The sequence below is a fragment of the Tamlana flava genome (genome assembly GCF_041287255.1).
In the GTDB taxonomy this organism is placed as follows: domain Bacteria; phylum Bacteroidota; class Bacteroidia; order Flavobacteriales; family Flavobacteriaceae; genus Tamlana; species Tamlana flava.
In genome coordinates, this window is record NZ_JBGGTX010000001.1 from 566,594 (window position 1) to 593,569 (window position 26,976).

26 protein-coding genes and 1 pseudogene are annotated in these 26,976 nt (G+C 35.9%); 13 read left to right on the forward strand and 14 right to left on the reverse strand.

Annotated elements, in window-relative coordinates:
• Positions 1 to 3: 3 nt before the first annotated feature.
• Positions 4 to 1,191, reverse strand: coding sequence for a tRNA 2-thiouridine(34) synthase MnmA (mnmA, locus tag ACB104_RS02345; RefSeq protein WP_370476671.1), 1,188 nt, complete (start codon positions 1,189 to 1,191; stop codon positions 4 to 6).
• A gap of 179 nt (positions 1,192 to 1,370) precedes the next feature.
• Between mnmA and ACB104_RS02350 the strand changes: the two genes are divergently transcribed.
• A complete protein-coding gene (locus ACB104_RS02350; protein WP_370476672.1) occupies positions 1,371 to 2,354 on the forward strand; it encodes a fasciclin domain-containing protein in 984 nt (327 codons plus the stop codon).
• A gap of 79 nt (positions 2,355 to 2,433) precedes the next feature.
• Here the strand turns inward: ACB104_RS02350 and ACB104_RS02355 are convergent, their stop codons facing one another.
• The 3 genes from ACB104_RS02355 to pyrG form a co-directional block, all read right to left on the reverse strand.
• The gene (locus tag ACB104_RS02355; RefSeq protein WP_370476673.1) at positions 2,434 to 3,138 is read right to left on the reverse strand and encodes a toxin-antitoxin system YwqK family antitoxin; all 705 of its coding nucleotides are present in this window, start codon (positions 3,136 to 3,138) and stop codon (positions 2,434 to 2,436) included.
• A gap of 171 nt (positions 3,139 to 3,309) precedes the next feature.
• Positions 3,310 to 5,202: a membrane protein insertase YidC gene (yidC, locus tag ACB104_RS02360; RefSeq protein WP_370476674.1), complete on the reverse strand. Its 1,893-nt coding sequence runs from the start codon at positions 5,200 to 5,202 to the stop codon at positions 3,310 to 3,312.
• A gap of 129 nt (positions 5,203 to 5,331) precedes the next feature.
• The gene (pyrG, locus tag ACB104_RS02365) at positions 5,332 to 6,972 is read right to left on the reverse strand and encodes a CTP synthase (protein WP_370476675.1); all 1,641 of its coding nucleotides are present in this window, start codon (positions 6,970 to 6,972) and stop codon (positions 5,332 to 5,334) included.
• Positions 6,973 to 7,250: 278 nt separating this feature from the next.
• Here pyrG and ACB104_RS02370 point away from each other — a divergent pair, with 278 nt between their 5' ends.
• The gene (locus ACB104_RS02370; protein WP_370476676.1) at positions 7,251 to 7,868 is read left to right on the forward strand and encodes a DUF4386 domain-containing protein; all 618 of its coding nucleotides are present in this window, start codon (positions 7,251 to 7,253) and stop codon (positions 7,866 to 7,868) included.
• 6 nt (positions 7,869 to 7,874) lie between these two features.
• Here ACB104_RS02370 and ACB104_RS02375 read toward each other — a convergent pair whose 3' ends face one another.
• Together ACB104_RS02375 and folE are read right to left on the reverse strand one after the other, a co-directional pair.
• Positions 7,875 to 8,144, reverse strand: coding sequence for a hypothetical protein (locus ACB104_RS02375; RefSeq protein ID WP_370476677.1), 270 nt, complete (start codon positions 8,142 to 8,144; stop codon positions 7,875 to 7,877).
• A 54-nt stretch (positions 8,145 to 8,198) separates the two neighbouring features.
• Entirely contained in the window at positions 8,199 to 8,786 is a 588-nt protein-coding gene (gene folE / locus ACB104_RS02380; RefSeq protein ID WP_370476678.1) for a GTP cyclohydrolase I FolE, read from the reverse strand.
• 188 nt (positions 8,787 to 8,974) lie between these two features.
• Between folE and ACB104_RS02385 the strand changes: the two genes are divergently transcribed.
• The gene (locus ACB104_RS02385) at positions 8,975 to 9,640 is read left to right on the forward strand and encodes an ABC transporter ATP-binding protein (RefSeq protein WP_370476679.1); all 666 of its coding nucleotides are present in this window, start codon (positions 8,975 to 8,977) and stop codon (positions 9,638 to 9,640) included.
• 142 nt (positions 9,641 to 9,782) lie between these two features.
• Here ACB104_RS02385 and ACB104_RS02390 read toward each other — a convergent pair whose 3' ends face one another.
• Positions 9,783 to 10,595 carry a hypothetical protein gene (locus ACB104_RS02390; RefSeq protein ID WP_370476680.1) on the reverse strand — a complete coding sequence of 271 codons (813 nt, stop codon included), beginning with the start codon at positions 10,593 to 10,595 and terminating at the stop codon, positions 9,783 to 9,785.
• A gap of 223 nt (positions 10,596 to 10,818) precedes the next feature.
• Between ACB104_RS02390 and ACB104_RS02395 the strand changes: the two genes are divergently transcribed.
• The gene (locus ACB104_RS02395; protein ID WP_370476681.1) at positions 10,819 to 11,583 is read left to right on the forward strand and encodes a TIGR02757 family protein; all 765 of its coding nucleotides are present in this window, start codon (positions 10,819 to 10,821) and stop codon (positions 11,581 to 11,583) included.
• Positions 11,584 to 11,814: 231 nt separating this feature from the next.
• Here ACB104_RS02395 and ACB104_RS02400 read toward each other — a convergent pair whose 3' ends face one another.
• Entirely contained in the window at positions 11,815 to 12,582 is a 768-nt protein-coding gene (locus tag ACB104_RS02400; protein WP_370476682.1) for a DUF6090 family protein, read from the reverse strand.
• A gap of 230 nt (positions 12,583 to 12,812) precedes the next feature.
• Here ACB104_RS02400 and ACB104_RS02405 point away from each other — a divergent pair.
• Positions 12,813 to 13,082 (forward strand): annotated as a pseudogene (locus tag ACB104_RS02405) (DUF2400 family protein); the annotation flags it as partial.
• 65 nt (positions 13,083 to 13,147) lie between these two features.
• Here ACB104_RS02405 and ACB104_RS02410 read toward each other — a convergent pair.
• A complete protein-coding gene (locus tag ACB104_RS02410; protein WP_370476683.1) occupies positions 13,148 to 15,040 on the reverse strand; it encodes a M61 family metallopeptidase in 1,893 nt (630 codons plus the stop codon).
• An 88-nt stretch (positions 15,041 to 15,128) separates the two neighbouring features.
• On the opposite strand from ACB104_RS02410, the gene ACB104_RS02415 reads away from it, so the two are divergent.
• The 8 genes from ACB104_RS02415 to ACB104_RS02450 all read left to right on the forward strand — a co-directional run bounded on the left by ACB104_RS02415 (position 15,129) and on the right by ACB104_RS02450 (position 21,937).
• The gene (locus ACB104_RS02415; protein WP_370476684.1) at positions 15,129 to 16,136 is read left to right on the forward strand and encodes a glycosyltransferase family 2 protein; all 1,008 of its coding nucleotides are present in this window, start codon (positions 15,129 to 15,131) and stop codon (positions 16,134 to 16,136) included.
• 109 nt (positions 16,137 to 16,245) lie between these two features.
• Positions 16,246 to 16,818, forward strand: coding sequence for a magnetosome magnetite crystal formation protein family (locus ACB104_RS02420; protein ID WP_370476685.1), 573 nt, complete (start codon positions 16,246 to 16,248; stop codon positions 16,816 to 16,818).
• A 157-nt stretch (positions 16,819 to 16,975) separates the two neighbouring features.
• Positions 16,976 to 18,901 carry a vWA domain-containing protein gene (locus tag ACB104_RS02425; protein ID WP_370476686.1) on the forward strand — a complete coding sequence of 642 codons (1,926 nt, stop codon included), beginning with the start codon at positions 16,976 to 16,978 and terminating at the stop codon, positions 18,899 to 18,901.
• Complete coding sequence (locus ACB104_RS02430) at positions 18,898 to 20,154, forward strand: dihydroorotase (protein WP_370476687.1); 1,257 nt, start codon at positions 18,898 to 18,900, stop codon at positions 20,152 to 20,154. Before ACB104_RS02425 ends, ACB104_RS02430 begins: the two co-directional genes overlap by 4 nt.
• 3 nt (positions 20,155 to 20,157) lie before the next feature.
• The gene (locus ACB104_RS02435; protein WP_370476688.1) at positions 20,158 to 20,496 is read left to right on the forward strand and encodes a hypothetical protein; all 339 of its coding nucleotides are present in this window, start codon (positions 20,158 to 20,160) and stop codon (positions 20,494 to 20,496) included.
• Between the two features lie 2 nt (positions 20,497 to 20,498).
• The gene (locus tag ACB104_RS02440; RefSeq protein WP_370476689.1) at positions 20,499 to 21,155 is read left to right on the forward strand and encodes an alpha/beta hydrolase; all 657 of its coding nucleotides are present in this window, start codon (positions 20,499 to 20,501) and stop codon (positions 21,153 to 21,155) included.
• A gap of 9 nt (positions 21,156 to 21,164) precedes the next feature.
• Complete coding sequence (locus tag ACB104_RS02445; RefSeq protein WP_370476690.1) at positions 21,165 to 21,527, forward strand: iron chaperone; 363 nt, start codon at positions 21,165 to 21,167, stop codon at positions 21,525 to 21,527.
• Positions 21,524 to 21,937, forward strand: a complete 414-nt coding sequence (locus tag ACB104_RS02450; protein WP_370476691.1) for an SRPBCC family protein — start codon at positions 21,524 to 21,526, stop codon at positions 21,935 to 21,937. The genes ACB104_RS02445 and ACB104_RS02450 overlap by 4 nt, the downstream gene beginning before the upstream one ends.
• 66 nt (positions 21,938 to 22,003) lie before the next feature.
• On the opposite strand, the gene ACB104_RS02455 is transcribed toward ACB104_RS02450, so the two are convergent.
• From ACB104_RS02455 to ACB104_RS02475, 5 genes are all read right to left on the reverse strand, one after another.
• Positions 22,004 to 22,708, reverse strand: a complete 705-nt coding sequence (locus ACB104_RS02455) for a response regulator transcription factor (protein WP_370476692.1) — start codon at positions 22,706 to 22,708, stop codon at positions 22,004 to 22,006.
• Positions 22,709 to 22,710: 2 nt separating this feature from the next.
• The gene (locus tag ACB104_RS02460; protein ID WP_370476693.1) at positions 22,711 to 24,240 is read right to left on the reverse strand and encodes a sensor histidine kinase; all 1,530 of its coding nucleotides are present in this window, start codon (positions 24,238 to 24,240) and stop codon (positions 22,711 to 22,713) included.
• A 105-nt stretch (positions 24,241 to 24,345) separates the two neighbouring features.
• Positions 24,346 to 24,930 (reverse strand): dephospho-CoA kinase, encoded by a 585-nt coding sequence (coaE, locus tag ACB104_RS02465; RefSeq protein ID WP_370476694.1) that lies wholly within the window; start codon positions 24,928 to 24,930, stop codon positions 24,346 to 24,348.
• Entirely contained in the window at positions 24,927 to 25,886 is a 960-nt protein-coding gene (locus ACB104_RS02470) for a CdaR family protein (RefSeq protein WP_370476695.1), read from the reverse strand. Before ACB104_RS02470 ends, coaE begins: the two co-directional genes overlap by 4 nt.
• Entirely contained in the window at positions 25,883 to 26,893 is a 1,011-nt protein-coding gene (locus ACB104_RS02475) for a glycosyltransferase family 2 protein (RefSeq protein ID WP_370476696.1), read from the reverse strand. Before ACB104_RS02475 ends, ACB104_RS02470 begins: the two co-directional genes overlap by 4 nt.
• Positions 26,894 to 26,976: the final 83 nt, after the last annotated feature.

The following is a 26,976-nucleotide window of genomic DNA, read 5'->3' on the forward strand; positions in this document are numbered from 1 at the left end:
AATTTACGAAATAACTCCCGATCCTACCAACTCATCTTCAATATACCACGCCACAAACTGGCCTTCAGTTATTGCCGATTGAAAATTTTCAAACTCTACATACAAGCCGGGATCCACTTTATGAAGCGTTGCCTTTTCAAGAGGTTGCCTGTAGCGAATTCGGGCTTTAACTTGCATGGTTTCATCAACGGCCAGCTCTAAATCTTCACGAATCCAATGTATTTCTTCGTTGTTTACAAACAAGGCTTTTTTTAACAGACCGGGATGCTCCTTCCCCTGACCCGTGTAGATTATGTTTTCCTCAACATCGGTATCGATTACAAACAAAGGTTCAACAGTACCACCTACTGCAAGACCTTTTCGTTGCCCCTTGGTAAAATAATGTGCGCCTTGATGCTTACCTACAATTTTGCCATAATCCAATTTGTAGTTTATCTTTCTGGATAGGTATTTTAATTTTTCCTCTTCGGAATCAAAATGGGTTTCAATAGTCTTAAAAATGTCTTGTTCTTTAGGAATCTCAACAATAACACCTTCTTTCGGTTTTAATTGTTGCTGAAGAAAATCCGGCAACTTCACTTTACCAATAAAGCAGAGGCCTTGTGAATCTTTCTTTTCAGCAGTCACCAAATCCAATTTTGAGGCGATTTCGCGTACCTCAGGTTTGGTCAATTCACCAATAGGAAATAAAGATTTGGCCAATTGCTGTTGGGATAATTGACATAAAAAATAAGATTGATCTTTATTGCCATCAACACCTGCCAACAATTGATAAGTATTTTTACCATCCTTTTGGATAATTCCTTTTCTACAATAATGCCCCGTAGCTACGAAATCTGCACCCAATTCGAGCGCAATTTTCATGAAAACATCAAATTTAATCTCCCTGTTGCAAAGCACATCGGGATTTGGTGTTCTGCCCTTTTCATACTCATGGAACATGTAATCGACTATGCGTTCTTTATATTGTTCACTTAAATCGACCGTCTGAAAAGGAATACCCAATTTTTCAGCAACCAACATAGCATCGTTACTGTCGTCTAACCATGGGCATTCGTTGGAAATGGTTACGGAATCATCATGCCAGTTTTTCATAAACAAGCCAATAACTTCATAGCCTTGCTCCTTAAGCAAGTATGCAGCTACACTAGAATCTACCCCTCCTGAAAGTCCGACAATTACCCGTTTCATCATTAAGTTTAAAGCGCAAAGATACACATAATTAGCCTATTTTTTTATGGTTTAATCTCGTCTATAATAAATCACTAAAACTATTTTGTTTAAACTTTTTAAAAATAAATTAAACAAAAATTTGGATTTTTGTTTAATTTTTTAATATTTTTGTTAAACAATAAATTAAAACCTGTATTATGAAAAGATTAAAAGCCATTAAAAAATTAGTAATCGTTTTAATAACGACTAGCCTATTTGTATCATGCAGCAACGATGATGACAACACCGTAATAGGCCCAACTTTAAATATAGTTGAGACTGCCCAATCCGTTAATGATTTGAGTATTTTAGTTGATGCCGTAGTTCAAGCGGGTTTAGTTAATGCCTTAACTGCTTCTGGCGATAAAACCGTTCTAGCCCCAACTAATGAAGCTTTTACAGCCTTTTTAGCTGAAAAGGGTTTTAGCTCGCTTGCCGAAGTTCCAAATGATGTGTTAACTCAAATTTTATTGAACCATGTAATTGCTGGTGCCAATATTTCATCATCAGCATTAATAGGAAATACAGGGTATACCAATACCATGGCAAGCGGTCCAAATGGAACAAATTTAAGTCTTTACTATGATGGCACCTCTGGAGTGACATTTAACGGAGCTGCAAAAGTTGCTATGCCTGATGTTTCAACAACAAACGGTATTGTACATGTTATTGATAAAGTGATTGATATTCCTACAATAGCAACGTTTGCAACCACTAACCCTAATTTATCTGTGTTGGTAGATGCATTGGTCTATGCCGATTCAGGAACCCCAACTGTTCCATATATTGCAACGGTATCAAATGCAATGTCTGGGCCATTCACTGTATTTGCCCCGACCAATGACGCTTTTGTAGCATTATTGGCTGAGTTGAATGTATCGGCTCTGTCTGAAGTTGAAACCTCAACTGTTGATGCCGTACTTTTGCACCATATTGTAAATGCCAATGTCCAATCAAATCAATTAACCAGCGGTGAAGTAGCCACCATAGGTGGTCCAATTACAGCAGATGCATCAGCCTTTACACTTACAGATGCCAATGGTAGAACAAGCAACATTGTAACAACATTAGTAGATATTCAGGGTATTAATGGAGTAGTACACGTGATTGACCGCGTTATACTTCCCAACCTAGAACAATAAAATTAGTTTGGTTTGTTGATTATAGGCAATACTTAGTTATTCCCATATAATTGCCTATGAAAGAGAGCGCCTTAAGTAATTAAGGCGTTTTTTTTATTGGCTTCGGCACATAGCTGAAATTTTCTTCATTTACCAATTTTCCATTTTCATAGTACTTCCAAACACCACCTTTTTTTCCTCTTTTGTACGTTCCTTCAGAAATTAATTCCCCTTGGGCATTATAAAATTTGGCTTCACCATGCAGCTCATCATCTTCATACAAATAGGATTTTAAAAGCACATTGTTTTCGGAATACCATAAAGATTCTCCAGACAATTTTCCAGCAACATAAGTTTGTTTTTCTGCGATTTGCCCGTTGGGATAATACACGTAACGTTCGCCATCCAACTCACCTTTGTTGCTATAATGCTCTAAAATAAGCAGCTCATCAGAGTCCTTTTGATAATATTTCCATGTACCAACATAAGTTCTATCATCCATTTGCCCTTCACTAACCAGCTTACCTGTTGACGTAAAGAATTTAACTTCCACCAAATTATTATCTACATTAAACTTTTTGGTAGCCGACAATACGGCCTTGTTTCTATGTTTTTTATAGAACTTGAAAAGTCCTATTTCCTTACCATGGAAAAACTCACCTTCATATCTTAAAATATCGGTGTTATCATAGTTCTTTTTCCATTTGCCATGCCGTTTTCCTTCTGAGTCAAGTTGATTGAAGGTTTGTCCGCAAAGGAAATTGGCCGACATTAAAAATACTAAAAGGCTATATATAAATTTCATTCTTAATCGATTTTTGCGTTTTCCCAAATTATAAAATACAAACGACTGTTTTACTGTTTTCTTGTAACAAAAAAACTGCCAAAATTATTTCTGACAGTTTTTAAAATTTTTATGTTGTGAATTGAAATAACACTTCGACTGCGCTCAGCGTGACAATATCATAATAACAAATTACCTTTTCTTTTGTTGGTTTTGCCTTTGCTGTTCCGCCTGTTCCATCATTTCAGCCATTTTTTTCTGAAAACGACTTTGTTTTTTAGGCTGTTTCTTTTTCTCTTGAATTTGGGCATGGATTTTATCTTCATCAAGAATATAATTTTTGATGACCAAGATAATACCGATACTAATCAAGTTGGAAATGAAGTAATACAAACTCAAACCTGATGCATAATTATTAAAGAAAAACAACATCATGATTGGAGAGAAGTACATCATATACTTCATCATTTTTGCCATATCGGGCATGCCTTCCTGTTGTGGCGTGGCTTGCATGTTTTGCCCTGTAGTTAATCTCATGTAAAAGAAAATAGCGATTGATGCCAATAACGGGAACAAACTCACGTGGTTACCATAAAATGGAATATTGAACGGTAGGTTGGCAATAACATCATACGATGATAAATCGTCCGCCCAAAGAAAACTTTTTTGTCTTAAATCGAATGCTGAAGGGAAAAACTGGAACAACGCGTAAAACACGGGCAACTGTATTAAAGCTGGTAAACAGCCCGCCATTGGGCTTGCCCCTGCTTTTGTTTGCAAAGCCATAGTTTCTTGCTGCGCTTTCATTTTGTTGTTTTTGTACTTTTCACGGATTTCATCCAATTCCGGTTTCAAAATTTTCATTTTGGCCTGGGATAAAAACTGTTTGTACTGCACAAAAGACAATAGGATTTTTACCAAAATAGTCATCACCACAATGGCAATACCGTAGGGCATAAAGCCTCCTAAAAAGGCGAACAGAGGCATGAACACATACCGGTTTATCCAGCCGAAAATACCCCAACCAAATGGCACTATTTCATCTAAATTTCTGTCGTAAGCATTTAAAACCTTAAAGTCACTTGGCCCATAATACCAATCCATACTTTGGTTTAGTTCGCCACCTTGTAATTCCAATGGTACTTTAGACGTAAACAACTTAGTATAAACTGTATCGACAGCCTCATCCTCAACCAAATTTTGAGCTGTAAGATGTACCTTTTTAAAACGGTTATCGGTTAACAAAACCGAAGTGAAGAAATGTTGCTTATAGCCTATCCAAGCCACATCTTCAATGCTTTCGTCTGCATCTCGAGCACCTGTGTAATCATCTTTTCCGTCTTCGTAATCGTAGTGAATATCGGTATACCTGTTTTCGTAGGATATACTTTTGGCGTGACGGTAGCCTTTCAATTTCCAGTCTAAATTAATTTCTTGCGAACTATTAATGACATCCGCCAAACCTTGCGAACGCACCGTGAAGCCCATCATGTAATCGTCATCTTTAAGCTCGTAACGGTATTCCAAAAACTTGGTTTCAGAAACTTTAAGCTTCATAGAAATAACCGTGATATCACCATTTCCGGTTACCGAAGGTACAAATGGCAAATCTTTGGTGTTCAAAATTCTACTGTCCGTAGTTCCAAAATTGATATTGAAAACAGCATTGTCATCTTTTACCAAATAAATAGGCAAAGAATCGTAGTCTACAAATTTCTTCAGCTTAACCTCCGAAAGATAACCACCCCTATTACTGAATTTTAAAGCCAGCAAATCGCTTTCAACCACGGTTTCTTCATCTGAAGATTGCATGGCCGAATACGCAAATGCACCTAATTTATTTCTTAATTGAACTTGCTGTAGGGAATCCAAACCTAAACCAGCCACGTAGTCTTCGGCAGTGGTTACAATGGTTTGCTCTTGTTCTTTGGCTTTTTGTTCTACCTCAATTTGCTCTTGCTTTGCTTTTTCTTGGGCTTCCAACTCTTCTGGCGTTGGTTGGTTTTGCCAAAGCATATACGCCAAAATTCCGAAAATCAGTATAAAACCAATAATCGAATTAATGTCTAGTTTTTTTTCTTCCATTTTTTAGATTCAGACCCCAATGCTTAAAACTGAGCGAAGTCTTTTTAAAATAACTTTAACCTTTCTGTCCTAATGGACATGCCTATCTATTTAAACAAGCGGATTTCTTAATATCAAAAAACTATCCGTTTATTTGTTTTGTGCCATTGTGGCATTCTTTTTTTTCTTGTTGCTAAGTGCGGCTTTTACAAACGCCACAAATAATGGGTGTGGATTGGCCACAGTACTTTTATATTCTGGGTGATACTGTACGCCAATAAACCATGGGTGCTCTGGCAATTCAATAATCTCCACCAATCCAGTATCTGGATTTAACCCCGTTGCAATCATTCCGGCAGCTTCAAAACGCTCTTTGTAAACACCATTAAATTCGTAACGGTGTCTGTGGCGTTCTGCAATGCTTTCGGCCTTATAAATATCACGAACCTTACTACCCAATTTTAAATCGCATGCCCAAGCGCCCAAACGCATGGTTCCGCCTTTGTCGGTAATTGTTTTTTGGTCTTCCATTAAGGCAATAACCGGGTTTGGTGTATCCATTTTCATTTCGGTTGAATCGGCATCCTTAATTCCCAAAACATTTCGTGCAAATTCAATAACCGCCATTTGCATACCCAAACAAATACCCAAAAATGGTATATTGTTTTCACGTACATACCTAACAGCATCTATTTTACCTTCAATACCTCGTTCGCCAAAACCTGGAGCAACCAAAACACCATCTAAATGCCCCAACATAAGTTCGGCATTTTCAGGGTTTATATATTCAGAGTGAAGCGATTCAATATTCACCCTAACTTCGTTTGAAGCACCAGCATGAATAAAAGCTTCCAAGATGGATTTATAAGAATCTTGCAGTTCTACATACTTGCCAATCAAACCAATGGTAATTTCACTTTTTGGGTTTTTATGGCGATTCAAAAACTCGTTCCATTGGTCGATATCTGGTTTTGAGCTCTCTAAATTCAATTTTTGAAGCACCACTTTATCCAACCCTTCTTTAAGCATTAAATTAGGTACATCATAAATGGTCGACGCATCAATGGATTGAATAACGGCCTCTTCCTTAACGTTACAGAACAATGCCAATTTTCTACGTAATTCCCTTGGAAGATCGTGCTCTGTACGGCATACCAATATATCCGCCTGTATCCCACTTTCCATTAGCGTTTTTACACTGTGCTGGGTTGGTTTTGTTTTTAACTCACCAGCGGCAGAAAGGTATGGCACCAACGTTAAATGAATAACTATACCGTTGTTTTCGCCCAAATCCCAACGCAATTGACGCACAGCTTCTATATAAGGTAAGGACTCAATATCACCAACAGTTCCACCAATTTCGGTGATTATGATATCATAATTGCCCGATTTCCCCAAAATTTGAACACGCTCCTTTATCTCATCCGTAATGTGTGGCACCACTTGAACCGTTTTGCCCAAAAACTCACCGCGACGCTCTTTTTCAATTACACTTTGGTAAATACGCCCTGTGGTAACGTTGTTTGCCTGACTGGTTGGTCGGTTTAAAAAACGCTCGTAATGCCCCAAATCCAAGTCAGTTTCTGCACCGTCTTCGGTAACATAACATTCGCCATGCTCATAAGGGTTTAGCGTACCAGGGTCCACGTTAATGTAAGGGTCTAATTTTTGAATGGTAACCCGGTAACCTTGTGCTTGTAACAATTTGGCCAGAGAAGCCGCTATAATACCTTTACCGAGTGATGATGTAACGCCGCCGGTTACAAAAATATATTTTGCTGTAGTTGTCATGTTGCGCTTATAAACGCAGGCAAATTTACAAAATTAAAACAGTTAATAAGAAATTGTTTTTCAGTAATTGGGGCGGAGTTGTTAACAATGTTTTAAATGGGGTTTTGGGGTAGTTTTTTATTTTAAAATTATTGATTTTGTAAAAATTTTCAACTAACTTCGCCTACTTGTGCTGAACTTGTTTCAGTAACGATTGATATAAGTCATTAAAACGACGCATATCATCGCATTAGGCGAACCAAATTCAATATCTCCTTGCTAGTGCCAAAATAAAACCAATGAATCCCAAAAAACTCTCCATAATAGCAGGCCTTAGCTACTTGATTATTTTCTTTGCGGCCATTTTTGCCAATTTTCTTGTACTTGAAAACCTTTTAAACTCACCCATGGAAACGGTGCAAAACAACCACATGATGGTGCGGCTTGGTATTGTGGCGTTTATCATCACCGTTATTTTTGATGTTGTTGTGGCTTGGGCGCTATATGAATTGTACAAAACCCATGCACTGAGTAACCTCAGCACTTATTTTAGAATGATGCATGCCGCCATTATGGGCGTGGCCATTTTTGCGCTTCCTATGGCATTGACCCACAATACTGCCGAGGGCATCCTTGAGCAAGTATATATATTCAATACTATTTGGCTCATCGGGCTTTTGTTTTTTGGTATACACCTTATTTTATTGGGAAAAATTATTGGCAAACCAAAACTCATTGCTGTTTTCCTCATTATTGCTGGTATCATGTATATGGTAGATACTTTGGCGCATTTTGTTCTGCCAAATTATGATGATTATGCCTCAGTATTTTTGGCTATGGTAGCCATTCCCAGTATTATTGGTGAAATGGCTTTTGCTATTTGGTTACTTGTTAAAGGTGGGAAGGTTGTGGCTTAAAACAATTTAATTTTTACCCTCTTTCTTAAAGACATAGGTGTAAATCCACATGATAGTAAATGTAGGCACAACATCTAACCATGGCAATGCTTCTTCAACAAAGGTTATAACACCGGCTATTTTACCTGCTTTGCCTTTATAGAGTTTGGTCATGAGCCAACCCGAAACAGGTGCCCAAACAATATCTGAAAATTCACCAACAACCGGTATCACAAAGGAAACATAGCCCATGGCATCCAAAAGAATACCGAGGATTAATTTTTTGTATTTATTCATTCATTAAAATTTACGGTTGGTAAAAGCAAGAAATGTACCAAAATTCAACATTGTCTATTTCCCGATGAGCTTTAAAAATTCGTTTCGGGTTTCAATTTTTTCAAACTGTCCCCTAAAACCTGAAGTAGTAGTCGTGGAATTCTGTTTTTGCACACCGCGCATCATCATACACATGTGAGACGCTTCAATAACCACGGCTGTTCCTTGAGGTTTCAACGTGTCGTTAATACAGTCTAAAATCTGCTCTGTCAATCGCTCCTGTACCTGCAAACGTCTGGCAAAAATATCGACCACCCTTGGCAATTTGCTCAACCCAACAATGTGTCCGTTTGGTATATAGGCAATATGCACTTTTCCAAAAAAAGGCAAAATATGGTGTTCGCATAGCGAGTACAATTCTATGTCCTTAACAATCACCATCTCGTTATAAGATTCCTTGAACATGGCACCTTTAAGAATTTCAACGGGGTCTTGGTGATAGCCTTGGGTTAAAAACTGCATGGCTTTGGCGGCACGCTCTGGGGTTTTAAGCAAACCTTCACGAGTGGCATCTTCACCCAAATCTTTTATTATGTTTTTATACCGCGTTTTTACATCGTCGTTAACTTTCATATTATACTCTTCAAAACTCTTGTAAGGCATGACGATTTTAACTTTATTTTTGATTCCCGTTGTCACAGGAATGACAATTTCAAAGGAAACCCCGAAACAGATTTCGAGGAATTTATTTTGAATAAATATAGCCTTTAAAATGCACACGGCAATAAAAAGGATTCTTAATTGTGCAAGCCAACATAAAATAGTAATTTCACCGCTGTTATTTTTTACAGATGATCCAGGCAAAAAACATCCATAAATATTACGGCAATTTAGAAGTTTTAAAAGGCGTTGATATAGCTGTTGAAAAAGGCGAAATCGTTTCTATTGTCGGAGCTTCTGGCGCGGGTAAAACCACTTTACTGCAAATATTGGGCACGCTGGACAAGGCTTCCTCAAAAGAAAACTTTGAGCTTACCATTAATGACACCGATATTATTAGGCTAAAAGATAAAGCTTTAGCCAAATTTAGAAATGAACATATTGGGTTTATTTTCCAATTTCATCAGTTATTACCTGAATTTACAGCCATTGAAAATGTGTGCTTACCCGCTTTTATAAAAGGGACTAAAAAAGCTGAAGCCGAAAAGCGCGCCAAAGAACTTTTGGATTTTTTAGGACTGTCACACCGATACGACCACAAACCAGGTGAACTTTCTGGAGGCGAGCAACAACGTGTTGCGGTGGCACGTGCATTAATCAATAATCCGGATTTGATTTTCGCCGATGAACCTTCCGGGAATTTAGATAGTGAAAGCGCTGAAAACCTACATAATCTCTTTTTTAAATTGCGTGATGAATTCGGTCAAACCTTTGTCATTGTTACCCATAATGAAGAACTGGCCGATATGGCAGACAGAAAACTGACGATGGTTGATGGAAATATTGTAGACAACTAGCTAATTATAATTTAAAACAAAAAAAGAGACTGCTTTTTAGCAGTCTCTTTTTGTTAGCCTTCAGTTGTCAAACATGAGATGCTGAGAACTGAAATAAATTCAGTGCAAGCAAGTTCAGCATGACAAATGATAAATCATTTGATTAACTACTGAATGGATAAATTTGTCCGAAAATGGTAATGGTGTTGTTGCCATAATTTATTTTTACATCAGTAAGATTGGCAATATCTACATCAAGAATACCAGATTCTATGCCCCTTGGCAATAAGATAAAATGCAGCGGTTCTTCCACAGTCAAGCTGTATTCAACACCAGCGGCACTTACTCCAGATTGATTTCCATTTAATAAATATTCGTCATCCCAAATGTTAAGTGGTGTGTCTGAACCTGCTATCCAAGTGCGGGTAGTGTTTTCAGTATAATACACGACAACCCCTGTTGGCGCAGTTACTTTTCCATCTGCAATGGTTACACCGTAATCTAAATTATTGTCTTGATTCAAGCCTAAATTCTCAACAACATGGGTACCCTCAACTTTAAAATTTTCATGGTAGTAATTATCAAACGTAGCTGTATGCATGCTGCCCACACTACGATACCAACCCGTAGAAACTATGGTAACAATACCTTTTCTGTTTATACCATCCTGACATAAAACACCAGTACCATAATCAACAGTAATGGTTTTCGGGAAGGTTGTTAAATCAAGAGGCTCAACAGTTATGGTAGGGCCATCAACTTCAGATTTTACAGATGATTTTCCTGAAGCCGAACTTTCAGAACTTAAAACAGCATCACCACCGTTATTGCCAACATCTTGAAAAATTTTATTCACCACAGTATATTCCAGCAAGGCAGCGAGGGTTTGCTGTTGCGCTGTATCATTATTTACATTCTCTTTGTCTTGGCAACCCATTAAAACGATTGCCAGAATTGGGACTAATATTTTCTTCATAAGAATTTGTTTTACCATCCAAATAACGCTAAAATTCTAAACATTAGTATATGGCTAAAAATATTATTTTTCATTTCAAAGTTAAATTTTGTATTTCATCGATGTTTTAATTGGTTTAAAAGTTTTTAAAATCAATAATTTATTCTCTTCAAACAATTCCAATAGTTCATTAAATAGTATTTTTGATACCGACTAAAACGATATAAAAACTGATTTCATCAATTTGAATACCCAAGAATTAAAAGACTTTCTAAACCTAAAAGTCGAACAGTACAACAACCCAAAGTTTATTGAAAGCGACCCTATTCAAGTTCCCCATCAATTCAGTAAAAAAGAAGATATTGAGATTGCTGGATTTTTAACGGCAACCATTGCTTGGGGTAACCGAAAAAGCATCATAACCAATGCAAAAAGGTTGATGGATTTGTTGGATAATGCTCCGTATGATTTTGTGATGAATCATGAAGAACAGGATTTGGAAAAGCTGCAATCCTTTGTGCATCGCACATTCAATGGAGATGACGCCATACAGTTTGTTGCATCACTAAAACATATTTATACACAACACAACGGTTTGGAAGCCGTTTTTGCAAAATATGCCAAAAACCATTCGCTCCAAACTTCGATATCAAAATTTAAGACTATCTTTTTTGAAATGGAACATTTACCCCGTTCCCAAAAACACGTGAGCGACCCCTTAAAAAATTCTGCGGCAAAACGTATCAATATGATGCTCAGATGGTTCGTGAGAAAGGATAATTCAGGAGTAGATTTTGGTATCTGGAAAAGCCTCTCGCCATCTCAATTATCTTGCCCACTAGATGTGCACTCAGGTAATGTTGCTAGAAAACTAGGTTTACTAACTCGAAAACAAAACGATGCTAAAGCATTAATGGAACTGGATACATCTTTACGAAAACTCGACAAACACGACCCAGTGAAATATGATTTTGCCCTATTTGGATTGGGTATTTTTGAAAATTTTTAATCAATAGTCATTTTTACAACGAAAAAAACAATAATCATAATTTAGTTATTAAAAAATATACGGGAATAATTAAGAATCAATAAGAAGTTAGTGAATTTGTATAAAACTTGTATGGGAAGTGATTGACACCACCAACAAGGGCTACATTTGTGATAGTATATAATGTGGTGGTCATTGAAAATATTAAAAATATGTACTAAAAAATTTAAATATTAACTTTGAAGAACTGGGCTAGTACTTTTCATAGGATGCATTGTTGTGCTCTCGTTGTTTTAATTCTTCATTCAAAATATTTAATAACTTAATTGCCCTTTCCCTCAATAATTCCATACTAAGAATGTAAGACCCACGATATCTTATTGATTTATTAATAGCATTTTTGAGTAAACGATTGCTTTTCAATTCTTCGAAATTAAAATAAACTTTTTCCTCTCCTGGACTAACATAATCCAAGTCTACATATGGATGAACATCTCGAGTTGCAATTAATTGTAGGGACTGTCCTAATTTATTAGTTACATCTGTATAATATTTTGTGGTTAATATATAACTCTCGTATTCTCTGCTTAGCTGCTCATTAATATTAAGCAAAGTTCCATTAGCTAACTGTATATTATTTTTTTCTACATTTTTATTAAGTGAGGTTAATACTGGAAGATTTACAATTGCCATACTTATTATTTGACGTTCATTTTCACTAATTTCTGTTGGTCTATTTAAGAATTGTAATGCTTGCTTTAACTCGTCATTAATCTGGGCATAATGATTGGTTCTATAGAATATTGCTGTGGTATCTAACTGGATTTCATTACGCAGATTACTTAAAAATTTAACATCTTCTAATTGTGCCTTTTTATTTTCATTCCAATTATTAATTGATAGTGCAATTAATATTCCTATAACTACCAAAATAATTTCACCAATGGCATAAATAAGATATTTACTAAACTTATTTTCAGAAAGTAGCTTTTGTCGAATTTTTCTAAAGAATTTTATCATTGGTTAATGGTTAGTTTTAATGAAGGGAAACTAGTAATTTGTTATTTATATATCTCCCTTTATCCCGATAATTCAAATTAGTAACAACAATAGCCATTGTTATATTCTTGAATATTTAATCCTAAAGATAAGACATTAAATTCTAGTAGATGTTGAGTCTAGAAATCCTCCACGTATAGAAACATTTGTTATGGTATGATGTGGAATTCAATTAAGCTACCTTAATTATACAAATTAATATGTTCTTGCGTTGGATGGTTAGGCAAGATAGTGCCGGGGTAGATTTTGGTATTTGGAGAAGTCTATCTCCATCACAGCTCTCCTGCCCTCTTGATGCTCATTCCGGCACTGTGGCGCGAAAACTCGGTTTACTAAAACGAAAACAAAACGATGCCAAAGCCTTGCTAGAACTGGATAATGCCTTAAGAAAATTAGACCCAAAAGACCCTGTTAAATACGATTTTGCCCTTTTTGGGCTGGGTGTTTTTGAAAACATCTAACATTAAAAAACGGACTGTCCAACACTTTATGCACAGCCCGTTTTTATTTATTAAAATTGAAGTTGCTACCCTCTTAACCAGGCCGCGCGCAAGGCTTTTTGAGTCTCAGTCGCGTCAGGTTTTTCAACAATTTTCTCACCACTTGTATACCCTTGGGTAGTTGTAGTTTTAATAACTATTTCTTCTCCATCTCTATCGAATATCACTTCAACCTCCTTACCAGGTCTCCACATAAATACTTTTTGCAAAACTTGGTTCGCATTTTGCAAAGTTAACTCTGTACCGTCAATGCTTTTAATGACATCGTTAGGCTGAACACCTTGTTCTACCCAAAAACTATTTTTCAACACTTTATCTGTAAAGAAAATGGTTCCTTTTTGACCATCACCACCAACTATAGGTGCACCATCCATTAAAATATAGTTGGCTTCGATCTTGCCCTCTCCTATTTCCAAACCAACTTTTTCAAAAAATTCATTGTAATTTATTGGCAAATCACCAACCACATGGGTATTTAAAAACTCACCCACAGACGGGTAGGTCATGGCTGTAATTTCGCCAATAAGTTTATCATCATCAAAAGGTTTATTTTTTCCGTATTTATTGGAAAGCTCTTTCATTAATGACAAAATACCACGGTTGCCATTACTTTCTTCACGCATTAAAATATCGATGCACATGCCAATTAAGGCTCCTTTTTGGTAGACGTTTAAATACTCATCCTTATATGGTGCTTTTAAAACATTCTCGCTCATGATGGTAAAACTCATAGCATCATTCATTTGTTTTGAAGCCATGATTTTTTCGTAAATATCGCTGTAGAATTTGCTATCATCCACCAAACCTTGGTTCACTTGAAATAGCGTGGCAAAATACTCGGTTACCCCTTCATACATCCACAAGTGCTTTGAAAAAGTTGGGTTGTTATAATCAAAATAATGCACATCTTCAGAGTGGACACTCAATGGGGTTACAATGTGAAAGAATTCATGGGAAACCACATCAATCATACCATCGGCTAAGGCCTCCTCATCCATAGCTTCTGGCATTACTACTACTGTAGAAGTGTGGTGTTCCAATGCCCCAAATCCTTTTGGTGAGTCTTCTTCTCCGGGCGACAGATACAAATAAATATCATAGCGCGGTGTGGAATTGATGTCGCCCAAAAATGTTTTTTGCGCCTTCATCATTTTAAAAATGGTTTCTTTTAAAGATGCTGAAGAATGTACTTTATTAGGTGAGTAAACACTCAAAACAATTTTGATATCGCCTACTTGAAACTCTTCAACATCCAAATCACCATACATCATAGGGTTATCGGTAATATCAAAATATCGCGGTGCAAAATAGCTGGAGGTCATTAAGGTTCCATCTTCACTGGTTTTTGAACTGATGTTTTGCAAGGCAGAGCTTCGCATATAATCTGCTGGAGCAGTTACGTCAAGCTTGTATTGATTACTTTTTAGCGAATCGAAATAGCCAATAAACCCATGGAGATTTAACACATAATTATCAGGTTCAATATTGGTTCCTGCAGGCGAAAAGGGTTGTTCTTTCCCTATACCGCCCTGCTCTTCAATGTCATAAGTGTCATTAACAAAATACGTTATTTTGTCAAGTTTTTTGGCATCGGCTATAGTCCAGGAATTGGTGTCAACTTTTTCAAAAGGCATTTCATTTCCAGAATAATCAAAGGCTTTAAAATCATCAATATAACTACCGAAATTACTTATTGAATAAGTACCCTGAACAACTTTAGGCAACCTATAGGTTACGGTTTGCGCAGTAAAACGCCCAGGGTTTATGGTTACCGGAACTTTATCATTGGTTACTTTACTTAAATCTATGCTCGTTTCAACAGGTGAATTTATAGCCAAATCGTTTCCAGATTTTTTTGAAGCGCTACAACTGGCCAATAAAATACCAACCACCAAGCCCATTATGGTTTTCGTGTTCATTATTTCAGATTTTAAAGTTTTTTAAATTGACGTGCAAAATACTATTATGTTACGGTCGCCATTCTTAAGGTTTTGTTAAATTCGCAGCATGCAAGAGCCATTAGTAAGCATTTTAATTCCGTTTAAGAATACCGAAGATTTTATCGCCGATTGTTTGGATTCTATTATAAGTCAAACCTATAAAAACTGGGAAATGATTATTGTTGATGATTACTCTAACGATAACAGCTACCACATTGTAAACGCCTACGCGAAAGAGGACGAGCGGATACAGCTTATTAAAAATTCTGGCAAAGGTATTATTGAAGCGCTTCGTTTGGCTTTTGAAACAAGTACTGGCCACTATATTACCCGTATGGATAGCGATGATGTAATGCCCGAAAATAAACTGGAGGTTCTATTGAACAATTTGTTGAACCATGGCAAAAACCATGTTGCTACCGGGTTGGTCGCTTATTTTTCAGAGCTTGGTATCAGTGATGGTTATAAAAAATATGAAGATTGGCTTAACCATTTGACTACAACTGGCAATAATTATTCTGAGATTTATAAGGAATGTGTTATCGCTTCGCCATGTTGGATGCTTCATCGCGACGATTTACTGGCCATTGATGACTTCCAACCTAACCGTTACCCCGAAGATTACGATTTAACCTTTCGGTTTTACAAAGCAGATTACAAAATTATTCCATCCAATGAAATTTTACACTTTTGGCGCGATTACCAAACACGTACATCGCGCACCCACAGCAATTACGCTGAAAACACTTTTTTAGATATTAAACTCCATTATTTTTTGGAATTGGATTTTGATGCTTCACGTCCCTTAGTTGTTTGGGGCGCCGGATTAAAAGGAAAAACTATTGCCAAAAATCTAGTTGAAAAAGGCATTCCTTTTGAGTGGATATGCGACAATCCGAAAAAAATTGGCAAGGCCATTTACGACCAAAAACTAAAGCCCTTTACAGATTTAGAAAAAATTAACCGTCCACAAAGTATCGTGACTGTGGCCAATCCAAAGGCTCAAATTGAAATCAAAGCATATTTTAAAAAACAAGAAATGTACTCAATGACGGACTATTTTTTCTTTTGTTAATGACCCAAATTAATGCAATTGACACAATTGCCGTAAAAATGTCGCAAACAAACCGCTATCAAACATTTGGTTTCAACAGTAATTTTGAAGCAAATTAATAGAATCGATTATGACAGAACTAGGAAACAAAATTAAAGACACCAGAAAAAGAAAAGGTCTATCTCAAGAAGAATTAGCTGAATCTGCTAGAGTCAATTTAAGAACAATTCAACGCATTGAGAACAAAGAAAATGAACCGAGAGGAAAAACCCTCCAATTAATTTGTGAAGCTTTAGATATTAATGCTGAAGATATTTTAGATTATGGAAAAGAACACGACAAAAATTATTTGATTTTCTTTCACCTATCCGTTTTAACATTCTTGGTTATACCTTTAGGAAATATAATTATCCCTCTTATATTGTGGCTAAACAAAAAGGACAAAATAATAGGCTTGAATACTATTGGAGTCAATCTATTAAATTTTCAAATACTTTGGACATTTTTGAGCTACTCTGCTTTGTTTGTTGGGGTATTTAGCAAGATAACGCATGTTATTGGTGGCATGAACCCTTTTGACATCCTAACACTGTGGGGCATTTTTAGCACAATAAACATTATTTTGCCAATCATATTTGCAGTAAAAGTCAGAAATGGAAAAATCAAAAATTTTTATCCCAACATTATTAGACTGATTAAATAAAAACATCTAATTAGCCATCAGTTTCAATCATTTTTAAGCTTATGAAGTCATTCCTTAAGACTAAACAAGGAAAAGCTACGTTTCATAAAAAACTACAACCCAAGTTTTCTTTTGTTAATTAAAAAAATTATGTAGGTTTGGATAATCCATAAAAGATATGCAGTTTAAACACCCCGAACTTCTTTACGCGCTTTTTTTACTGCTCATCCCAATTATTGTTCATTTATTTCAACTGCGTAAATTCCAAAAAGTACCTTTTACCAATGTGGCCTTTTTAAAGGAAGCCACCATACAAACACGCAAAAGTTCACAATTAAAAAAGTGGTTGATACTTATAACCCGATTATTGCTGCTGGTGGCCTTGATTTTTGCATTTGCACAGCCATTTACATCAAAAACCAGCAATTTGAATGTTGAAAAAGAAACCGTTGTTTATTTGGACAATTCGTTCAGCATGCAAGCAAAAGGGAGTCAAGGTGAATTGTTAAAACGTGCAGTACAGGATATTATTGAAAATGTTCCCGAAGACGAAAATATTTCTATAATAACCAACGACAATAGTTTTAAAAATACCACAATAAAGGCTGTAAAAAATGAATTGCTACGGATAAGTTGTTCTTCTGAAAAAATATCGGCCGAAGCTGCTTTATTGAAAATCAACGCCGTTTTTGACAACAAAAAAGATGTTGCAAAAAATCTGGTTTATATTTCAGATTTTCAGGAAAATAATGGCAGTTTTAACCCTGAATTGGATTCGCTCACCCATCTTCATTTGGTTAAACTGGCACCTGTAAACACGAACAACATAGCTATTGATAGTGCATTTATTTCGAAGCGTACGGCAACATCAATTGAACTAAAAGTAAAGCTAATAAATAGCGGAAATCCCGTTAAAAATTTACCCATTTCACTTTTCAATAACAACAATCTTATTGCCAAAACATCGGTAGAAATTAACAAAAATGCAGAAACCACGTTTTCAATCCCTATTAACGAAGTTATCAACGGAAAAATATCCATTGATGATTCCAATTTGCAGTTTGACAATACTCTATTTTTTAGCATCAACAGACCCTCAAAAATTAATGTTTTGGGTATTAATGGAAATGACGATTCGTTTTTAAAACGTATTTACACGTCAGACGAATTCAATTATATTACAACTCCTATAGACCAGTTGAACTATAATCTCATAGATTCTCAACATCTCATCGTTTTAAATGAATTGGACGACATTCCCATGCCACTGGCCACCGCTTTAAAGCAATTTACCCGAAAGGGTGGTATCGTTATTGCCATTCCTTCGGAAGCCATAAATATTGAATCTTACAACCAACTATTAGCCAATTATCGGTCCCGTTTTACCAATTTTGTTGAAACCGACAAGCGGGTTACCACTATTAATTACACACATCCTTTGTATAATCAGGGTGTTTTTGAAAAACAAGTAAAAAACTTTCAATATCCAAAGGTTAACAGTTATTATAATTTCAGTTCATCAGATATGTCTTCTGCATTACAGTTTGAAGATGGAAAAACCTTTTTGGGGCAAATCAAAAATACGTTTGTGTTTGCCTCGCCATTAAATCAGAAAAACTCAAGTTTCAAAAATTCACCGCTCATAGTTCCAACTTTTTATAACATAGCCAAACAAAGTTTAAAAATCCCTGAATTGTATTATGAAATTGGAGAAAAAAACAGATTTGATGTGGAGACACAAATGCAACAAGACGCCGTACTTACACTCATAAAGGAAGACATAAACATCATACCAAAGCAGCAATATTTCAACAACAAGGTGGTTGTTACCACTCAAGAAACACCTTCAATAGCGGGTACTTACTCCATTACCAATAAAGGCGAAAGCATTAAGAATGTTAGCTATAATTACAGCAGGGAAGAAAGTGTTTTATCCTACCTTAACCCTACGTCTTCAGAACAAACAACAATCAGCAATTCTGTTTCCGAAATTTTTGATACTCTAAAAAGTGACTCAAAAGTTAATGCGCTCTGGAAATGGTTTGTTATTTTTGCGCTAGCGTTATTGATTACTGAAATGCTCATCTTAAAATTCTTTAAATGAACATACTTATAAAATCTGCCACAATTATTGACCCAAAAAGTGATTTCCACAACACGATTCAAGATATTTTGATTGAAAAAGGGCAGATTACCAAGATTGACAGCAGCATCAAAAATCCAAAAAATTATCAGGAAATAATATTGGAAAACCTCCATATTTCGCAAGGTTGGTTTGATAGCAGTGTGAGTTTTGGCGAACCAGGTTTTGAAGAACGCGAAACTATAAAAAATGGACTTAAAACAGCTGCATCTTCTGGGTTTACGGCTGTAGCTGTAAATGCCAATACCAATCCGGTTATAGATACGAATTCCGATATTGCCTTTTTAAAATCGAAAGCCCAAAACCATGCAGTAACCCTTTTGCCCATTGGCGCATTGACCATAAGCAGTAAAGGAACAGATATGGCCGAACTTTTTGATATGGGCACGGCTGGTGCAGTGGCTTTTTACGATTATCACAAACCTATTTCAAATCCGAACCTCATGAAAATTGCTCTGCAATATGCCAGTAATTTTAACGGATTGGTTTGCTCGTTTCCGCAGGAGAACAAAATTGCCGGACATGGAGTGATGAACGAACATATAACAAGCACAAAACTAGGCTTGAAAGGTATTCCCGCTTTGGCAGAAGAACTTCAAGTGGCCCGCGATTTATTCCTGTTGGAGTATACAGGTGGCAAATTGCACATTGCAACCATTTCTACGGCAAAATCTGTGGAATTAATTCGTGAGGCAAAATCCAAAAAACTTGATGTTACCTGTAGTGTGGCTGTGCATAATTTGTACTTTACCGATGAGGCTTTAGGCGATTTTAATACCCACTTTAAAGTATTGCCTCCATTGCGTACACAAACTGATGTTGATGCGTTAATTGAAGCGGTAAAAGACGGCACAATTGATATGGTTACAACAGACCACAACCCTATTGATGTAGAACAAAAGAAAGTTGAATTTGACCGTGCCGATTATGGCACCATTGGCCTTGAAAGTGCTTTCGGGGCTTTACAAAACTGCTTTACAACAAAAAAAACCATAGATATTTTAACAAGGGGCAAAAGTAGATTCGGATTGGAAAACACACCAATAAATGTTGGAAATACTGCTAATATGACCCTTTTTAATCCAGATGCAAAATCAAAATTCACCAGAGACAGAATCATTTCAAAATCCAAAAATGCCATTTTTGAAAATGAAACTTTAAAAGGAATCGTTTATGGTATTGTTGCGAACAATCAGTTGGTTTTAAATCCATAAAAAATGACAGAACAAGATATTGAACGCGGGCGAAATAATGCCATTATCAGCTACATTACCATAATTGGTGTTATTATTGCTTATTTTTTGAACAACGACAAAAAAAATAAAAGCGCCTTTGCAAGCTTCCACATCAGGCAGTCTTTAGGGCTTTGGCTCACGTTTTGGGCACTGGGTTACCCAGTGGGCAGTTTTGACAGTTGGACAGTAACCTCTGGATTTTATCTGTTTTTTGCTGTGCTTTTTATCTACGGTTTTTCTGGAGCTCTTTCAAGAAAAAAAAATGAAGTCCCTCTATTGGGTGCATTTTATCAAAAATTGTTTGCCAATCTGGGCTCTTAATTATGGCTAAACCGTCGCTTTCATTAGAGCATATTACGCGTAAATCAACCCTTGCTAAAAATGCACCACTATTAATTATGCTTCATGGCTACGGCAGCGACGAAAATGATTTGTTTTCTTTTGCTTCAGAATTGCCAGAAGAACTTTTTATCATTTCGGTAAAAGCCCCCTACTCTTTGCCTCCTTTTGGCAATGCCTGGTATGCCATTAATTTTGATGCTGAAAAAGGCAAATGGAGCGATAATAAGCAGGCCAAGCAGTCGCGTGACTTAATAGCCATTTTTATTGATGAAGCCATAGCAGCTTATCCGGTTGACAAAAATAATGTAAACCTTTTAGGGTTTAGCCAAGGTAGTATTCTAAGTTATGCCGTGGCATTAACCTATCCGGAAAAAGTTAAAAACATCGTGGCTTTGAGCGGATACATCAATAAAGATATCCTTCCAGAAGATGTTGAAACCCGCGATTATGGGCATTTAAATTTTTATTGTTCGCATGGCAGTGCTGACCAAGTTATTCCTGTAAGTTGGGCACGTTTAACACCTCCATTTTTAGACAGCTTAAACATTAAATATCGATATTCTGAATTTCCCGTTGGCCATGGTGTAGCACCGCAAAATTTTTATGAGTTTAGGGAGTGGTTGGAAAATCATATTTAAATTAAGTCATTGCCAATTGACCATGATGTTAAAACCGTTGAAGATTACATAGCCGCCTTTCCGGAAGCCACACAGGAAAAACTAAATTTAATGCGTGAAACCATAAAGAAACACGCCCTAAACACGGTTGAAAGTATTGCCTATGGTATGCCAGCGTATAAACTAAACAAAAAGCCATTGGTTTACTTTGGAGGCTTTGCAAAACATATTGGGTTTTATGCCACACCTAGTGCGCATGAAAAATTTCAGGAGGAACTTTCTGTTTACAAACAAGGAAAAGGTTCAGTACAATTTCCGTTAGACCAACCGTTACCTATTGATTTAATCATTAAAATAGTTAAATTTAGAGTTCAGGAAAATCAAACAAAATGAGCAAAGAAAAAATAACGGTTAAGGCAACTATTAATGCCAATAAAGACAAAGTTTGGGACTATTACACCACCCCAAAACACATTACCCAATGGAATTTTGCCGACCCCAGCTGGCATTGCCCGTCAGCCTCCAATGACATGAAAGTTGGTGGCACATACAAAGCACGAATGGAAGCCAAAGATGGCAGTTTTGGTTTTGATTTTGAAGCCGTTTATACCGAAATTGAACCTAAAAACCATTTTACATATGAATTTGGTGGAAGATTGGCCTCGGTTTCATTTCATATTTTAAACAATCAAACGGAAATTGTGGTGGTTTTTGACCCTGAAGATGAACACCCCATTGACATGCAAAAAAATGGTTGGCAAGCCATTTTAAACAACTTCAAAAACTATGTTGAAACCGATTAAATCAAAAAAAAAGCATAAAAAAATCCAGCTTAAAAGCTGGATTTTAAATTTTCTACTTATTTAGTTTTAATCGTTTATCACCAATCTAAACCCTTCCCCATGAATGTTAAGAATTTCAACTTTTGGGTCTAGTTTTAAGTATTTTCTAAGTTTGGCAATATACACGTCCATACTACGTGAGGTAAAATAATTATCATCGCGCCATATTTTGGTAAGTGCCAATTCGCGGGGCATTAAATCGTTTTCATGCAATGCCAATAACCGCAACAATTCATTTTCCTTTGGTGATAATTTTACGGGATCGCCACCATCAAAACGTAAAAAGCGTAGTTTGGAGTTTAAATCGAATCGGCCAATTTTAAATTCAAATTGCTTGCTATCTGAAATGGTTTCGGTAGCCTTGCGTTGTATAATGGCCTTTATTTTCATTAAAAGAACTTCACTATCAAATGGCTTGTTTAGGTAATCATCCGCTCCTACTTTATAGCCTTTTAAAACGTCTTCTTTCATGGTTTTTGCCGTCAAGAAAATAATCGGCACATCGCTGTTCTTTTCACGTATTTCCTTAGCCAACGTAAATCCATCTTTGTAAGGCATCATCACATCCAAAATACATAAATCAAAATCGTCTTTTTTAAACTTTTCAAAGCCTTCCATACCGTTTTTGGCGTGGGTTACTTCGTAATCGTTCATCATTAAATAATCTTTAAGAACGGTTCCAAAATTTGGATCATCTTCAACTAACAATATTCTTTTTTTATGTTCTTCCATTTTTAAGATATTAGAGGAAGCTTGATTGTAAATGTGCTTCCTTTGTCTTTTTCACTTTCTACTGATACATGACCTTGATGGTCTTCAACAATTCGTTTAACGTAGGCCAAACCTAATCCGTGGCCTTTCACGTTATGAATGTTTCCGGTGTGTTCTCTATAAAATTTTTCGAACACCCTTTTGGCTGCAGCTTTACTCATTCCGCTACCATGGTCTTTAATTTTCAAAATAACATTGGTGCCTACATTTTCCGTATAGACCTCAATTTCTGGGGCATTTGGAGAATACTTTATGGCATTATCCAAAATATTCACAATAACATTGGTAAAGTGCGTTTCATTGGCCAAAACCGAAGATTGCTCCGCTTCAAAAAAGGTTTTTACGTACCCTTTTCTGTCCTCAACAATAAGCTCTACGTGCGTTATGGCATCTTCAATTAAGTCGTGCAATTCAACTCTATCCTTACTGATGTTCAGTTCATTCTTTTCTAGTTTAGATATTCTCAATACATTTTCCACTTGGGCGTGCATACGCTTATTTTCTTCCTTTATCATAGAAAGGTAACGCTTAACCTTGTCTTGATCTTCAATAACTTTTGGGTTCTTAATGGCATCCAAAGCTAAATTGATGGTAGCAATTGGCGTTTTAAACTCGTGCGTCATGTTATTGATAAAATCGGTTTTTATTTCCGAAATCTTTCGCTGTTTTACCAATTGAAACAAGGCGCTTGCATAAGCCAAAATAATAATTAATGTAAAGACAACAGATAAAAGTACCATACCTATGATTGATGACAAAATAAACTTTCTATCATCCGGAAAATTTACCAACAACCGGTAAGGTGTCCTGTTCTCATCATCATAAAAAATAGGTACGCCAAAAGTTGAATTTTTATCATACTCAAAATTTTTACTTTTTACTTTGGTAGCCAAGTCGTTACCGTAAATAGCAAATTCAAAGTCGATATCTATATCATATTTAGCCAGCTTTTCAGACAATAAATTTTTAATTTCATCTTCTGAAACCCTTTTATAAATAGGATTTCTTTTAAGAATAGCCTTAAAATTCTTTTCAAAATTTATCTTTTGGGCCTCTTCAATTATGCCACTTCTAACAATATTGGTAATGGGGCTTTTTATATCCTTGTCTGAAGATCCTAAATCTCTATAGATTTCTGTGGATGAATTTCCTATTATTTTTTTAACCTCGAGACTATCTAAAACGTCAAAGAGCGATGAAGAAAGTTTATAGTTTTCTTCTAAAACATTACTTTGGTAAATGAGCGTTTCTTTAGTGCTGTTGTTCTTTCTATAAATCAGCAACTGAGAAACAGCATCTTCATCTGTTTTTTTTTCCTTGTCTAAGCTTAGGTATTCTGAAAAGTATTTTTCTAATTCGTTTTTCTCAATGGTGCTGGATACATTATTTATTACCGTAACCACATTAGATTTAAAACGTTCCTTTTCATTCTTTACAGAATTGTTAATGTAATAAGCTTGGATGGAAATAATACCAATAAGTGATAAACTCATTAATATTATCAACAGGACGAATAATCTTTTGCTCATCATTCAAAATTAACATTTTAACATTTAAAAACTTACCTTTTAACCTTACATTAACAAAAAGGTAAAATTCTAGATTTTTTGAAGTAAATCTTGGTGTATATGTAAAACTTGCGACTTTGTATCGTCCAGATTTACATTATCAATAATATAGTGTGAAAGTTTAGCTTTTTCATCATCCGACCACTGATTTTTCATGATAGCCTCAATTTTTTCTTTGGAAGTGTCATCGCGCTCAAGCAGTCGTTTTATTCTTAATTCTTTTGGTGCTACAACGGTAATCACATAATCACAATCCTTATGGCCTCCGTTTTCAAACAAAATGGCTACCTCTTTTATAACATAAGGCGCTTCTTGTTTTAAAAGCCATTTTTTAAAATGTTTGGCAACCCTTGGATGCACAATGGCATTCATTTTCTCAAGAATATCCTTGTTCTTGAAAATGATGCTGGCAATAAAAGGTCGGTTTAGCTTTCCGTCCAAATAGGCCTCTTCACCTAACAATTCAACAAGTTTTCGCTTAATCATTTTAGACTTGTTCATTAGCTTTTTGGCTTCCTTATCAGCAATATAAAAGGGAATGCCCAATTTCTTAAATTGCTGTGCAACGGTTGTTTTGCCACTGCCAATGCCACCTGTAAGTCCTACGATTTTCATTTAGTGATTATAAATTCAACATGTTGCTGCCCAATCTTAACATTTTTAACCACTTCGGGAAAACGAACCAATTCTGGAATTAAAAACGATTGATTTTCGCTCACTTTACCATAGTCACATACTACTTTAAAGTCTTTTGGCTTTACAACGTCAAAATTGTTTAAGCTAACATAATAGGTAACACTTATTGTCTTCGGAAAATATTTAATTGTCATGGTATCTGGCACGTTCACCATCGTAACAGGGATTTTTAGCGTACCCTCCGTAAATTTTTCAACTTTAGCTTTAATGGTGACTTTATCTGTTGAAAACTTTAAATCCGATTTTTTGTCGGGCAATTTAAGCTTGACGGTTTCGGCTATATAAGAACGTACATCCGTTAATTTTAAAACTTCCGTTTCTAAAAAATTTATTGTTGAAGCCACAGTATTTGGACCAACCACAATTACCGAATCAGGTTCAGAAACCATATTACCTGCCAAATCATAACCCACACTGTAACCAATATCCGTATTCACTTTAACAGGAACTTTTTTGACCAAATTCACCCCAAACCCAAATCTTAAAGTATCTGGGGAAATATTTAATATTTCAACCTGCTTGTCAAATTGTGTGTTGTTCAAAAAAGCCTTGCTTTTATGCCAAACAAAATAAGCGTCTTTTTTATAAACATCTTTATTGAAATCCACACTGATCTTCGGTCTATTAAAGGCGTACTTTATCCACTTAAATCCGTGCGTTTTTAAGGTCACATTCAGTTTTACTGAATCATTTAGAATAATGTATTTCTGTGGGACATTTGTTCTTTCAATGGAAAACGCAACGGTTTTTGTGTATTCCTTTGAAAGTTTTGAAAAAATTAAAATGATAAAAGCCAATAAAAGAAACAACAAAAAAACATTGATTCGCCTATTTTTAATCGAGGTTAATATTTTAGACTTTAATTTTCTTATCATTTTTGTTTGAAAAATAATTTAGGGAAATGTGTTTCAGCATGCTTATTTAAAACGGAAACCGCCCATGTGGATTTTAAAAACCCATAACCGTAACCCAAAAATTGTACAAAAATTGCAGGTATAACCAAAATGGCCACCCGTAAACTTCTTGTACTGAAAAATGCCAAAATAAAGGCAACAACAAAATATACTAAGTACAGCACAAACAGCCATTTCACGTGGAAAAATAATAGAATAACTGACAAGAACAAGCCCAAACAAAAAATTGTTGGAAACCAATAGGTTACTCTTTTTGTTGAAGGATGCCATTTGTTTAAAATAGGCCGTACCATTCCAAATTTATTTACTTGCCTGTAGAACGTGTACCACGAAATACGGCGCTTATGAAAAACAAAAGCTTCTGGAATTAGTTTGGTCTTGAAGCCTAAATCCCAAAGTCTTATGGTCAAATCAGGGTCTTCACCCGGGTGAATACGTCCAAACCCGTTTGAGGCTTCAAAAGCAGCTTTTGAAAGCCCCATGTTAAAACTCCTTGGTTGGAACTTATCCACACTTTTTTTACTCCCCCGAATGCCGCCAGTAGTAATAAAAGCAGTCATAGAAAAATTAATGGCTTTCTGTAAATTGGTAAAAGAATGGTGTGCGGCATCAGGTCCACCGAAACAATCAACGTACTCATCTTTCAGGCTCTTTTCAACTTCAATTAAATACTCTTTTGGAAGAATACAATCAGAATCCAAAATGATAAAATAGTTGCCTTTAGCTTGTTGCATTCCATAGTTTCTGGAATCGCCAGGTCCTGAATTTTTTTTGTAGAAATATGAAATATTCAGTTTTTTGGCAAAACCCTCAACAACTGTTTTTGACGAATTTTCAGAGCCATCTTCAACAATTACAATCTCAAAACCTTTATCGCCTTCCAAAGCGTCAAAACTTTGTAAAAGTTCTTGGATTTCATCAGGACGATTATAAACAGGTATTATGAATGAGAACTGAAGTTGTGACAAGGGTTTATACTTTATATTTATACCTAATGCCCATTATGGACTTGCATAACACAAAGTAACAAAAAAGCCACCTTTCTACGGGT